Origin of the sequence: Agrococcus lahaulensis DSM 17612, assembly GCF_000425105.1 — a bacterium.
Lineage (GTDB): Bacteria > Actinomycetota > Actinomycetes > Actinomycetales > Microbacteriaceae > Agrococcus > Agrococcus lahaulensis.
On sequence record NZ_AULD01000018.1, the window covers coordinates 13,982 to 26,033 of the forward strand.

17 protein-coding genes are annotated in these 12,052 nt (G+C 70.7%); 4 read left to right on the top strand and 13 right to left on the bottom strand.

Features of this window, described 5'->3' with window-relative positions:
• Positions 1–14 precede the first annotated feature (14 nt).
• From H508_RS0109215 to H508_RS0109240, 7 genes are read right to left on the bottom strand one after another with little or no spacing between them, the layout of a single operon-like run.
• Positions 15–1,106, bottom strand: coding sequence for an NADH:flavin oxidoreductase/NADH oxidase (locus H508_RS0109215; RefSeq protein WP_211220859.1), 1,092 nt, complete (start codon positions 1,104–1,106; stop codon positions 15–17).
• The gene (locus H508_RS17680) at positions 1,103–2,260 is read right to left on the bottom strand and encodes a M20/M25/M40 family metallo-hydrolase (protein WP_051223132.1); all 1,158 of its coding nucleotides are present in this window, start codon (positions 2,258–2,260) and stop codon (positions 1,103–1,105) included. Before H508_RS17680 ends, H508_RS0109215 begins: the two co-directional genes overlap by 4 nt.
• Positions 2,257–3,264, bottom strand: a complete 1,008-nt coding sequence (locus H508_RS17685) for a ketopantoate reductase family protein (protein ID WP_026373848.1) — start codon at positions 3,262–3,264, stop codon at positions 2,257–2,259. The genes H508_RS17680 and H508_RS17685 overlap by 4 nt, the downstream gene beginning before the upstream one ends.
• Positions 3,261–4,052: an SDR family NAD(P)-dependent oxidoreductase gene (locus H508_RS0109230; protein WP_021009742.1), complete on the bottom strand. Its 792-nt coding sequence runs from the start codon at positions 4,050–4,052 to the stop codon at positions 3,261–3,263. The genes H508_RS17685 and H508_RS0109230 overlap by 4 nt, the downstream gene beginning before the upstream one ends.
• Positions 4,052–4,762 carry an MFS transporter gene (locus H508_RS17690; RefSeq protein WP_211220860.1) on the bottom strand — a complete coding sequence of 237 codons (711 nt, stop codon included), beginning with the start codon at positions 4,760–4,762 and terminating at the stop codon, positions 4,052–4,054. The genes H508_RS0109230 and H508_RS17690 overlap by 1 nt, the downstream gene beginning before the upstream one ends.
• Entirely contained in the window at positions 4,759–5,361 is a 603-nt protein-coding gene (locus H508_RS17695; RefSeq protein ID WP_211220861.1) for an MFS transporter, read from the bottom strand. The genes H508_RS17690 and H508_RS17695 overlap by 4 nt, the downstream gene beginning before the upstream one ends.
• Complete coding sequence (locus H508_RS0109240) at positions 5,358–6,284, bottom strand: polysaccharide deacetylase family protein (RefSeq protein ID WP_021009744.1); 927 nt, start codon at positions 6,282–6,284, stop codon at positions 5,358–5,360. The genes H508_RS17695 and H508_RS0109240 overlap by 4 nt, the downstream gene beginning before the upstream one ends.
• Positions 6,285–6,474: 190 nt before the next feature.
• On the opposite strand from H508_RS0109240, the gene H508_RS0109245 reads away from it, so the two are divergent.
• The gene (locus tag H508_RS0109245) at positions 6,475–7,509 is read left to right on the top strand and encodes an Lrp/AsnC family transcriptional regulator (RefSeq protein WP_021064889.1); all 1,035 of its coding nucleotides are present in this window, start codon (positions 6,475–6,477) and stop codon (positions 7,507–7,509) included.
• A 12-nt stretch (positions 7,510–7,521) separates the two neighbouring features.
• Here the strand turns inward: H508_RS0109245 and H508_RS0109250 are convergent, their stop codons facing one another.
• Entirely contained in the window at positions 7,522–7,746 is a 225-nt protein-coding gene (locus tag H508_RS0109250) for a KTSC domain-containing protein (protein WP_021064890.1), read from the bottom strand.
• Between the two features lie 210 nt (positions 7,747–7,956).
• Between H508_RS0109250 and H508_RS0109255 the strand changes: the two genes are divergently transcribed.
• The gene (locus H508_RS0109255; protein ID WP_021064891.1) at positions 7,957–8,304 is read left to right on the top strand and encodes a hypothetical protein; all 348 of its coding nucleotides are present in this window, start codon (positions 7,957–7,959) and stop codon (positions 8,302–8,304) included.
• Between the two features lie 2 nt (positions 8,305–8,306).
• Here the strand turns inward: H508_RS0109255 and H508_RS0109260 are convergent, their stop codons facing one another.
• A complete protein-coding gene (locus tag H508_RS0109260; RefSeq protein WP_021009745.1) occupies positions 8,307–8,678 on the bottom strand; it encodes a hypothetical protein in 372 nt (123 codons plus the stop codon).
• Positions 8,679–8,880: 202 nt separating this feature from the next.
• Here H508_RS0109260 and H508_RS15570 point away from each other — a divergent pair, with 202 nt between their 5' ends.
• Entirely contained in the window at positions 8,881–9,285 is a 405-nt protein-coding gene (locus H508_RS15570; RefSeq protein ID WP_021009746.1) for a DNA processing protein DprA, read from the top strand.
• Between the two features lie 249 nt (positions 9,286–9,534).
• On the opposite strand, the gene H508_RS0109270 is transcribed toward H508_RS15570, so the two are convergent.
• From H508_RS0109270 to H508_RS17445, 4 genes are all read right to left on the bottom strand, one after another.
• Complete coding sequence (locus tag H508_RS0109270; protein WP_245569496.1) at positions 9,535–10,176, bottom strand: signal peptidase II; 642 nt, start codon at positions 10,174–10,176, stop codon at positions 9,535–9,537.
• Between the two features lie 79 nt (positions 10,177–10,255).
• Positions 10,256–10,852 (bottom strand): cadmium resistance transporter, encoded by a 597-nt coding sequence (locus H508_RS0109275; RefSeq protein WP_021009748.1) that lies wholly within the window; start codon positions 10,850–10,852, stop codon positions 10,256–10,258.
• On the bottom strand, positions 10,849–11,208 hold the full coding sequence (cmtR, locus tag H508_RS0109280; RefSeq protein ID WP_021009749.1) for a Cd(II)/Pb(II)-sensing metalloregulatory transcriptional regulator CmtR: 360 nt from the start codon (positions 11,206–11,208) through the stop codon (positions 10,849–10,851). Before cmtR ends, H508_RS0109275 begins: the two co-directional genes overlap by 4 nt.
• Positions 11,209–11,413: 205 nt before the next feature.
• A complete protein-coding gene (locus H508_RS17445; protein ID WP_156906046.1) occupies positions 11,414–11,584 on the bottom strand; it encodes a hypothetical protein in 171 nt (56 codons plus the stop codon).
• Between the two features lie 161 nt (positions 11,585–11,745).
• On the opposite strand from H508_RS17445, the gene H508_RS17450 reads away from it, so the two are divergent.
• Entirely contained in the window at positions 11,746–11,907 is a 162-nt protein-coding gene (locus H508_RS17450) for a hypothetical protein (protein ID WP_156906047.1), read from the top strand.
• Positions 11,908–12,052: the final 145 nt, after the last annotated feature.

The following is a 12,052-nucleotide window of genomic DNA, read 5'->3' on the forward strand; positions in this document are numbered from 1 at the left end:
CTGGGAGCGGCCCGTCAGTAGGCGCGGGCGTACTGCGGCGGGTGCCAGTCGACGTCGGCGCCGAGCTCGCGCGCCCACCGGATCGGCAGGAACGGGTCGCGGAGGGCCGCACGGCCCACGCGCACGGCGTCCACTCCGGCCCGCACCACCGCATCCGCCTGCTCGGCCGTCTCGATGAGGCCGACGGCCGACACCGGCACGCCCTCCTCGCCGATCCGCTCGGCGAGGTGCACCTGGTAGCCGGGGCCGACGGGGATGTCGGCGAGCACCGCCCCGCCGGACGAGGCGTCGACGAGGTCGGCACCCGCCTCGCGCGCCCAGGCGGCGACCGTCGCCGACTGCTCGGCGTCGAGGCCGCCCTCGGTCCAGTCGGTCGCCGACATGCGCAGGATGATCGGCAGCTCGGGCAGCTCGGCGCGGATCGCCGCGACCACCTCGAGCAGCAGCCGAGCGCGGCCGGCGAGGTCGCCGCCATACGCATCGGTGCGCCGGTTGGTCAGCGGCGAGAGGAACTGGTGCAGCAGGTAGCCGTGCGCCGCGTGCACCTCGACGAGGTCGAAGCCCGCGTCGACGGCGCGGTGCGCGGCCGCCACGAAGGCGGCGACGATGCCGTCGATCTCATCGACGGTCAGCGCCCGGGGCGACGCGAGGCCGAGGATCGCCTCGCCGGAGGCCGACACCGTCTGCCAGCCGCCGGCCTTGATCGGCACCGAGCCGCGCGCATCCCCGTCGCGGCCGAAGCCCGCGTACGTGCTCGCCTTCGCGCCCGCGTGGTTCAGCTGCACGCCGATCGCCGCGCCCTGCTCGTGCGCGAAGTCGACGATCGGCCGCCACGCCTCGACCTGCGCGTCGTTCCAGAGCCCGGTGTCCTGCCGGGTGATGCGCCCCTCGGGCGCGATCGCCGTCGCCTCGACGACCAGCAGGCCCGTTCCGCCGGCCGCGAGCGCGCCGTAGTGCACGCGATGCCAGTCGGTCGGCACGCCGTCGTACGCCATCACGGAGTACTGGCACATCGGGGCGATCCAGATGCGGTTGCGGATGCGCAGGCCGCGGACGTCGATCGCATCCGTGACGCTCGTGGTGCTGATCGTCGCCTCGGCCGTCATCGCGCTCCCCCGCTCGCGAGCTTGCCGAGGAGCAGCGCCGCGATGCCGGCGCGCTCGAGCATCCCGGCGATGCTGATCCACTCGTGCCGCGCGTGCGCGCCGTCGCCGACGGCGCCGAGCCCGTCGAGCACCGGCAGGCCGAGCGCGGCGGCGAAGTTGCCGTCGCTCGCGCCGCCCACCGACGTCTCGCGGATGCTCGTGCCGAGCTCGGCCGCGGCCTCCTCGGCGAGCGCGAAGAGCCGCGCGGTGCCCTCGGAGCGCTGCATGACCGGCCGGTTCCAGCCGCCGCCGACCTCGAGCTCGGCGAGCTCATGCCGGGGCGAGAGCGCCTGCAGCACGCCGTCGATGCGAGCGCGCTCCTCCTGGTCGGCGACGCGCACGTCGACCATGGCGGTCGCGAGCCCCGCGGTGACGTTCGAGCGCGAGCCGCCGCGCAGCGTGCCGACGTTGACGCTCGTGCCGGCGGCGAGGTCGGCGGCGCCGTGCAGCTGCACGACGACGCGGGCGATCTCGTCGATGGCGCTCACGCCGCGCTCGGGGTCGAGGCCCGCGTGGCCCTCGATGCCGCGCGTCGTCACCTGGAAGATGCCGACGCCCTTGCGCGCGGTCTTGAGCGCGCCCTCGGCGCTCGCCTCGAAGACGAGCACGGCGTCGCAGTCGGCGACCTCGGCCTCGATCACGGGGCGGGAGGCGGGCGAGCCGGTCTCCTCGTCGCCGTTCAGCACGAGCCGGATGGCCGGCAGCGGCAGCCCGGCCTCGCGGGCTGCGCGGATCGCCCACACGACCTGCACGAGCCCGGCCTTCATGTCGAACGCACCGGGCCCGGTGAGCCGGTCGCCGTCGATGCGCACGGGCCAGCCCTCGAGCGTGCCGAGCGGCCACACGGTGTCGTAGTGGCACAGCACCGCGACGCGGCCCTCGCCACCGCCGGACGCCGCGTAGTCGAGCACCGCGACGTCGCCGTGCTCGCCGCCGTCGACGCGCCGCTCCTCGGCGGGCTCGCCGATGCGCTCGCCGAGCCAGCCGCGCACCCAGGCGAGGCCGGCGTCGAGCGCGGCGAGGTCGTCGGAGGGCGTCTCCTGCTCGATGTAGCCGGTGAGGTCCGCGACCATCTGGGCCCGCGCATCCGCCAGGTACTGCGCGATCGCGCTCATCGCGCCGCCAGCCGGTCGAGCTCGTCGAGGTGCGCCTGGGACATCTCGGTCTGCCCCGTCTCGAGCCGCACGATCGCGTCGACGAGCCACGCGATGAGCGGCGCCTCGACGCCGAGCCGCGCGGCGTCGTCGAGCACGGGCGTGTACTGCGTCGGCACCTCGGTGCGGCGGCCGCGCACAGCGATGTCGCGCCAGATGCCCGAGCGCTTCTTCGTCTGCGTCGCGAGCCACGCGACGAGGCCGTCGGTCGCGGCGTCGGCTTCGGCGTCCGTGCCGAGGTACTGCTCGGGCACGAACGCGTCGAAGCTCTCGAGCGCGATGCCCTGCTTCGAGGCGACCGTCAGCACCTCGCGCACGAGCGCGTGCATGCCGACGCGGTGGCGGTCGATCAGGTCGCCCATGTCGTCGTCGGCGAGCGCCGTCGCGACGAGCATCGCGCCGAAGCCGAGCTTCGACCACAGGAAGCCCTCGACGTTGTCGCTCACGATCGGCTCGCCCCAGTGGCGGAGGTCCTCCGCGAGCGTGCGCACCCGATCGCTCACGCCGCCGGCGTACTCGCCGAGCGCGATCGCGCCGATGCCGCCGTCCTTGATGACGCCGGGCGCCATGACGTCGGCGAAGAGGTCGACGAAGGCGGCGACGGTGCGCTCGGTGCCGACGTGGCGCGCGATCGTCGCCTCGTTGAGCCCGTTCTGCATCGACGCGACCCAGCCGTCGGCGGCGAGCCGCGGCGCGATCCACGCGGCGACGTCGTCCGTCGCCTGCGCCTTGACCGCGAGCAGCACGGCGCCGAGCTCCTCGGGCGCCTCATCGGGCGTCGAGATCGGCAGCCGCGCCTCGAGCGCGCCGCTCGGCTGCTCGATGCGCAGGCCGTGCTCGCGCACCGCCGCGACGTGCGCCGGGTCGGCGTCGATGAGCTGCACGTCGGCGCCCGCGAGGCGCAGGTGCACTCCGAGGGTGCCGCCGATCGCGCCGGCACCGACGATCGTGTACTTCGAGGTCATGCGTCTGCGTCTCCTTCTCGGCCGAGGGCCGTCCAATGCTGCGGCAGGTGCCAGGCGCCGGTCGACGATCCCCCGTCGACGCGCAGCACCTCGCCCGTGATCCACTCCGCCTCGTCGCCCGCGATCCAGACGACCGCGCGCGCGATGTCGTCGGGGCGGCCGCGACGTCCGAGCGGGGTGTCGCCCACCGCATCCGCGTACTTGTCCGTCACCGGGTTGACGGCACTGTCGACCTCGACGAAGCCGGGCGCGACCGCGTTGACCCGGATGCCGTACCGGCCGAGCTCGAGGGCGGATGCGCGAGTGGCGGCCTCGAGGGCGGCCTTCGACGTCGAGTAGGGGGCGGCGCCCGGGCGAGCCCGCAGCGCCGCGCCCGACGAGATGCTCACGATGCTCGCGGGGCGGCCCGCCTCGATCGCGCGCTTCGCGAGCGCGACGGTGAGGAGGACCGGTGCGCGCGTGTTGACGTCGAGCACGAAGTCCCACGCGCGGGCGTCGAGCTCGAGGAACGGCGTCGCCGGGTAGACGCCCGCGCTCGAGACGAGCACGTCGATCGGCGCGACCGACCACGCCGCCTCGATGAGCTCGTCGTGGGCGGTCTCGCCCCGCAGGTCGATCGGCACGACCTCGACGCGCGGCGCACCCGCCTCGCGCGCCTCAGCCGCGACGGCCTCGAGCGGCTCGGCGTGCAGGTCGGCGAGCGTCAGGGCGTCGCCCCCGCGCGCGAACGCGAGGGCGACCTCCTTGCCGATGCCGCTGCCGGCGCCGGTGATGAGCGCGTGCCGCATCAGTCGAGCTTCTTGCCCTTGGTCTCGGGCATCGTCAGGTAGACGACGAGGCCGATCGCGGCGGCGACGGCGCAGTAGAGCCACACCCAGCCCCCGTAGCCGTTCGTGTTCATCCACGTCGTGATGTAGGGCGCGGTACCGCCGAAGACGGCGACCGCGAGGGCGTAGGGCAGGCCGATGCCGGTCGCGCGCACCTCCGGCGGGAACTGCTCGGCCATGATGACGGCGCAGTTGGCCGAGTAGCCGAGCAGCAGCACGATGCCGACGAGCTCGATCGCGAGCAGCATCCAGAAGTCGCCGTTCAGCAGCTGGAACGCGGGCCACGAGAAGATCAGGAAGCCGCCAGCGAACGCGGCCATCGTGGGCTTGCGGCCGATCTTGTCGGAGAGGATGCCGGCGAACGGCAGCAGCACGAGGAAGACGACCATCGAGATGAAGTTCGCGAGCAGCGCGAGGTTGAGCGGGATGCCCGTCGCGACCGACGCGTACGTCGGCATGTAGCTGACCCACATGTAGTAGAGCAGCGTGCCGGCGATCGTGATGCCGAAGACGCGCAGCACGGCCTTCGGGTGCTCGACGAACATGCGGAAGAGCGCGTTGCGCTTCTCGCCCGCCTCGGCGTTGCGCGTCTTGGCGAGCTCGAACGAGTCGGTGTCCTCGACGGCGCGGCGCAGCCACAGGCCGACGAAGCCGAGCGACGCGGCGATCACGAAGGCGAGGCGCCAGCCCCAGCTGTCGACGGCCTCCTCGGGCAGCGTCGAGGTGATGATCGTGCGATGCCCGAGGCGATCAGCACGCCGGCGCCGACCGAGACCTGCTGCCACGAGCCCGCGAAGGCGCGGCGCTTCGGCGCGGCCGACTCGACGATGAACGCCGAGGACGAGCCGAACTCGCCGCCCGCGGCGAAGCCCTGCACCATGCGCGCCGCGACGAGGATGATCGGGGCGATGATGCCGACCTGGTCGAAGGTCGGCGAGAGGCCGATGAGCAGCGTCGCACCGGCCATCAGGCCGATGGTCAGCACGAGGCCCTTCTTGCGGCCGTGGCGGTCGGCGTAGGCGCCCATGACCGCAGCGCCGACGGGGCGCATGACGAAGCCGACCGCGAAGATCGCGAGGGTCGACAGGAGGGCCGCGGCGTCGTTGCCCGGCGGGAAGAAGTGGTGGGCGAAGATCGACGAGAACGTCGTGTAGATGGCCCAGTCGACCCATTCGACGGCGTTGCCGATGCTGCCGGCGATGAGGGCCTTCTTGCCCTTCTTGGTGAGCTTCGTGCCGTCGACGGCCGTGCTCGTTGCGGTGGTGGTCATGCGTGCTCTTCTCGGGAGATGTCCTGCAGGAGGGGGCTGACGTGCGTCGCGATGTCGGCGTGGGTGCCGATCCAGACGTCGTCGAAGGAGCGGATGTGCGCCAGGAGGTCGTCCAGGATCTTCAGCCGCGAGCGGTACCCGATGATGTGCGGGTGGAGGGTGAGCTGGAACAGGCCGCCCTCGGCGCGCGCGGCGTCGAACTCGTCGATCCAGATCTGGAGGAGCTGGCGGGGCGGCATGTGGGGGCGGAGGCCGCCGTAGCGGTCCATCATGAGGTAGGGCGCGTCGTCGCGCGTCCACTCGACGGGGATCTCGATCACGCCGGTGCGCTCGCCGTGCTCGACGAGCTCGTAGGGCTCGTTGTCGGCCATGAGCGAGGAGTCGTAGACGAAGCCGAGCTCACGGATGACGCTGAGCGTGCTGCCCGAGAAGTCCCACGAGGGCGTGCGGATGCCGGTGGGCCGGTAGCCGAGCTGCGACTCGAAGACGTCGAGGGCCCGCACGATGAGCTCGAGCTCGTCGTCGCGGCTCAGGAGCGTGTTGCGCTCGTGGATCCAGCCGTGGATGCCGACCTCGTGGCCCGCCGCGACGTAGCCGGGCGCCTCGTCGGGCCGCAGCAGCGCGCACACCGCGGGCATGTAGAAGGAGGAGGGTGCCTCGTGCTTGCGGAGGAGCTCGAGGATGCGCGGCACGCCGACGCGAGCGCCGTACTCGCCCTGCGCCATGCGGCCCGGCGACGTCTCGCCGTCGCGGAGCGCGGGCGTCTCGTGGTCGGAGTCGAAGGAGAGCGCGACGGCGACCTTCGCACCGCCCGGCCAGCGCTTCGAGGGATCCGGGTCGACGAGCGCGCGGCCGGCGCGCACGTGCTCGACGTGCGCTCGCCACTCGGCTTCGCTCCACTGCCACGGCTGCTTCGGCTCCATGCCGGCTCCCCTCCATCGCGGAACGACGACGCTATGTCATCGATGCGCATGATCTTAGGAAGAACCGTAGCGGTGCACAACCTCTATGGGCGTTTCCGTCATGTCACAGCCTTGTAACGGAATGATCGACCGCATCCCGGCGCATCCGCGAGGCGCGACCGGAGGTCACCGGACTGGCTAGTCTGGCCCGATGCAGCGCAGCAGCCCGCACCGCGGCCTCCTCGACGAGACCGACCTCGACATCGCGGCGGCGCTGCACATCGCGCCGCGCGTGCCGACGGCCGCGCTCGCCGAGCTGCTCGGCATCCCCACGAGCACCGCGAGCCGCCGCCTCGCACGGCTGCAGCAGGAGCGGCTGCTGCGCACCGTCGGTCGCTACGCGTGGCAGCTCATCACCTCGAGCAATCCCTTCGAGCTCTGGATCACCTCGGCGCCCGGGCAGTCGCGCGACGTGCTCGCGCAGCTGCTCACCATCCCCGACATCCAGTTCGCGATGCACGCGAGCGGCCCAGCCGACATCTACGCGCACCTGTACCCGCTCCGCGGCTCCGACTCCGAGCAGCTGCTCGCCGAGCGCATCCCCTCGATCCCGGGCGTGCGCGCCGTCGACAGCCGCATGATCCTCGAGCCCGCGAAGGTCGGGCAGTCGTGGCGCTTCCAGCGGTTGAGCCCCGAGCAGACCGCGGCGCTCGAGGAGCACGTCACCCCCGTGACCGAGGCGCCGCTGCAGGATCTCGAGCAGCTCTCGGAGCTCGAGCTGCTCGCGATGCGCGAGCTCGGCGCGAATGCGCGCGTCTCGGCCGCGGAGGTCGCGCGGAAGCTCGACACGTCGCCGTCGACGGCCGCTCGAGCGATCCGGATGCTGCTCCAGACCGGCGCGGTCTTCCCGCGCGTCGAGATCCAGCCGGAGCTGCTGGGCTTCCCGCTCAACGCCGTCGTGAGCATCGACGCGCGTCCGAGCGGGCTGCAGCAGGTGCTGGCGTCGCTCACCGATCACCCGAACGTGCGGCTGCTCAGCACCGTCACGGGCGACACCCCGATCAGCCTCTACGCCGTCTTCGCCGGGCCGGAGGACCTCGCGCGCTTCGTCCGCGAGGACCTCGGCGGGCGCGAGGAGGTGCGGGCCGCGTCGAGCGTCGTCGCGCTGCGCCTCAAGCGCCGCTACTGGATCGATCGCGAAGACCACTTGCTCGGGGCGCAGGTGCCCGACGTCGTGCGGCGCTAGTCCGCCTCTGCCTCAGCGCTGCTCGAACGGGTAGCCGGGCGCCTTCACGTGCTCGTTGAAGTAGCGGCCCACGCTCTCGCCGGCGTCAGCCGTCGCCATGAGGCCCGCGTAGACGCGCGCGGGCACGAGGAAGTAGCGGTAGACGTCGCCGTCCTCGAACTCGACCTCGAGCGTGCTCGAGCCCTTGTCGTAGCCGATCGAGCGCAGCACGCTGCTCGTCACCCGCGCTCGCTTCACGTCGCCATCCTCCCCCGCGCGGCGACATGCAGAAAGCCCCGCCGAAGCGGGGCTCTCCAGTCTGTGGACCTCCGTAGAGAGTTTGAGAACCCCTGCCCACACCTGAAAACTCTGTCTTTGCGCAGGTCACGGGGCTTCTACGACCACGACCAGCGTTCCTCCGAGCCTACCGTTTCCGACTCCAGGGGTCGGATGGTGCGATCACTTGGGATGGCTCAAACCCTCCTTCGCCCGGAGCAGGTCGACGATTTGGTAGCGCAGTATCGCGAGGGCGCGACGCTCGTCGAGTTGGCATCCCGCTTCGGAGTGAACCGCCGCACGGTCGCCATGCACCTCACCCGTCGGGAGGTGACGATCCGCCGCGGGCGGTTCGATCCTGCCCGCATCCACGAAGCAGCCGACCTCTACCTCAGCGGGTTGACGCTGGTAGAGGTCGGCGTGAAGGTTGGGGTGGGGCCTCAGGCAGTCCGGCAAGCGCTCGCTTCGCACGGTGTCGTGATCCGGCCTGGCGGGCGCCGTGGTTCTAGCATCACAGCATCCGCTGCCGTGGGCGGTTGAGCCTAGGAACGAAGGACCGGCACACGAGTGTCTGCTTCGGCGACCGCTTCGCGGCGCTGGTGACGACGGTTCGCGGCCTCGCGCAGGCGCGCGCGGATGAGCAAGACGACGCTCACGGGTCCCATGATGATGAACTTCAGTGCGTTCCAGCAGGCCCACAGCACGATTAGGTGGAGCCAGCCGGGGCCGCCGTCGGCTGCCGCGCCAGAGCAGACGCTGGCGATCAGGATGTACGGAAGCGCGACCAGCATCGCGGGTATCCCCCACTTGAGTCCGCGACGGGTGCGGATGGCAGCGAGCAGCCGGTTGCTCGGCATGTAGCGGTGCAGATAGTCGCGAGTGTGAACGCTGAGCGTCCAGATAAGGCGGAACATGACGGCCTCTCGTCACACGTGTTACTCCGTCGAGGAGGCAGAACGTGTGTGAGTGCCCGAAGGCCGTCCCGGAGGACCCGCAATATGAGGAGAACCTGCCTCACCATCCACTGTACGCCGGGGTCGGCGTTCATGGAACCCTCGCCCTCGGGCTCCCCGCGTCGCCGCGCGCACCTCTCTATACGAGTGAGAGGACCCGACGATGACGACGACCCTGAGCCAGGTAGTCCAGGACGAGCGCACAGCACGGATGCTGCTGTCGATGATCGTCGAGCCAGACGACGCCGTGACAGGCCGTCTCCTGGGCGACCTGGGAGCGCTTGAGGTGCTCCGACTCGCCGAGCGTGATGACGCCGTGACAGGCCTCAGTGCTGTTGACGCTCAGGTGTGGCGCGCCCAGTTCGAGCGCTCAGACGCTCAGACACTTGAGCAGCGCATCGTCGACGCCGAGCGCGCCGGTATCGGCACGCTGATCCCCGGCGACAAGGAATGGCCCTCTGCGCTCGACGAGCTTGGCGACCGACGGCCATACGTCCTGTGGACTCGTGGCACGACATCTTTCCTCGCGCGACCGCTCAATGATCTCGACTGGCAACCTGCGCTGTAGCAACTTGACGCTATAGCTCCGGACTCGGTCAGATTCGAGGCTCTCGTTCCGGGGTATTTCAGGGCGACGGAGCTTCCCTCAGTGGTCCGTCTCCGGGGCCAGGCAAAGCTCCTGGAGGATGGGCCAGCGGCGTCATCGCTCTCCAGCGTTCAAAGCTCCTGGAGGATGGGCCAGCGGCGTCATCGCTCTCCAGCGTTCAAAGCGGCCTCGGCTGGCGCGCTCGGCGCGGCGTCGGTGGAGTTCGTGCCGCTAGGAGGTGGACCGCGGCGCGTGCTCGGGACGCATTCGCTTGCCATTGGCCGCCAGGATCACGCACAGCGCCAAGCCAGCAAAGACGAAGACGTCTGCGACGTTTCCGATGAACCAGTCGGCATAGGCGATGAAGTCAACGACGTGGCCCCTACCCGGACCAGGGGCTCGTGTCAGGCGATCGACCACGTTCCCGAAGGCGCCACCGAGGATCAGTCCGAGTCCCACCGCCCAGGGCAGCGACGTCGTCCTCCCGATGAGCCAAGCAGCGACCGCGGAGCCGGCAATGGCTATGACCGTGATGATCGGGGTGGCGCTGGCGCCCAGCGAGAACGCCGCGCCGGGGTTGAAGGCAAGCTGAATGGCGAGCAGGTCGCCGAGCAAGGGCTGCCGCTCTCCTAGGGCGAGCGTCGCCTCCGCCCAGACCTTGGTGAGCTGATCGACCGAACCCGCGACGAGGGCCACAACGAATCCCAGCATGGCCGCTCGACGACGTGGTCGGCCGCCCCATCGCGAGGCGGTAGCGCCGGCCGCCGCCGAGGGCGCGCTCGCATCGGTGGCCTGGGTCACATCGCCATCCGCGATCAGTGCGCGCGGCAAGTCCGGGTCCGCGGCCTCTGACGGCATCTGGTCCGCATTCAATGGATGTACATCCTTCGCCGTTTCGATTGTGTGGTGCCGCACGGGTCATGCGCACCTTGGTGCAGCATCCCCGGTCGAGTCAGAGCCCGAAGGCTCCGCCGCTGACCAGGATGAAGATGCCGAGGCCGATGAGGACGAGCGGGAACAGGATGTGCTCCCAGCGCTCCAGCGCCTCCGCGATCGGTCGGCGGGTGGCAACGAACTTGGCCAAGCCCACGAGCACCGCCACCAGCACGAGGAACACGACGCAGTAGGCGATCACGGCGGCCGTGCCCACGCTAAGGAACACTGGGACGTAGACGCCGATGTTATCTCCGCCGTTGGCGAAGGTCACCGCGGCGACGGTCCACACGGCGACCTTCTTGCCTTCGATCTTCGCGTCGTCGTCGTCGTCGCCCCCGCGCCAAGCCTGCCAGGCGGCCCACAACCCCAGGCCCAGCGGGATGAGGCCGAAGTACGGGATGACCTCCGGGGGCAGGAACGCCCCGGCTCCCAGGGCCACCAGCACGGCCGCACCGAGGATGCCGATGAACCCGAGGTACTGCCCGATGAGGATGCGGGCGGTGGTGCCGCGCTCACCGGCGCCTCGGGCGAAGAACAGCGAGAGGATGATGATGTCGTCGATGTTGGTGGCGAGGAACAAGCCGATCGCTTGCAGGACCGAGGACAGGATCATGCGCCCGCACCCGTCTCGCAGCAACCGGGCACCGAGCAGGCCGGGTCGAGGCAGGGTGCGTCCTCGTTGACCGCCAGGGTGGTGTCGACCAGGGCGGTCAGTGCCCGCGACAGGTGCGGGTCGGCGATCTCATATCGCGTCTGCCGGCCCTCGGGTATGGCGACCGCAATGCCGCAGTCGCGCAGGCACGCCAGATGGTTCGACACGTTCGAGCGCGTCAACCCCAGAGCTTCGGCAAGCTCCGCGGGGTGAGCCGGCGCCTCGAGCAGCGTCAGTAGTATCCGGGATCGCGTCGGGTCGGACATGGCGCGCCCCAACCGGTTCATCACATCCACACGAGAAGCAATAATCAGCATATGCTGAACTATACAGCACTCACTGAACTGCGATCGGCACTCGCGCCGTCCGATTCGTCGTCGACATGGCGAGGGTGTCAGGCCCCGGAGTGCGCTGCGTCGGCGCCCCAAGCGCTTCGGCATCCTCCGCTCCCAAGGAGCGGATCATCCTCGGCTGCAGGCGCGAACCAGAGCGGCGCAGGTAGGCCGGGGCTCGGCAAACAGTCTAAGGGCCGCCATCGTCGAAGAGGCCGGTGCGGGCGGCGTAGCGGCCGTCGCTGACGGCGACTGCCTGCGCCCAGGACGTCGCGGTCGAGAGGCCGGTGAGCCGCGCCACGACCGGCGCCGGGAGTTCCTGCACGAGCGAGACCACCGCGCCGGTTCGGGCAGCACGCACGCGCACACCGACCGCGTTGAGGCGGTCGGTGAGGGGTCCGTAGAGATCGAGGTGCCGTGGTATTGGCCGGGGAACAGCCAGTCATCCTCACCTGCGTCGGAGAGAAGCCGCGGCGCTTCTCGAGGTCCTCTAGCCACTACCGCCAGCTCGCCTATCGCGCCGTGCAGATCGAGTGGGTCGGCACCGAGCCGGATGGCAACTCGCCCAGCTTCCCCGGTGATGTCGGTGACGCGCAGTCGCCGCAGCTGCACGACCCGAGTGCCGTAGAGCAGCACGAGCACGCCGGCGAGACGAGTCCGCGGGTCGATGGCCCGTTCGTGTAGCAGGCGTTCGAGCAGCTCCCATCGCTCCTCAACGCTCGAGCCGGTCGGCGTGAGGGTCGACTTGCGCTGCGGCGGCACCCTGAGTCGGGGGCACAGCTGGTTGCGCGCTGCCCAGCGCAGGAATGCGGAGCCTGCCCCGGTTTCG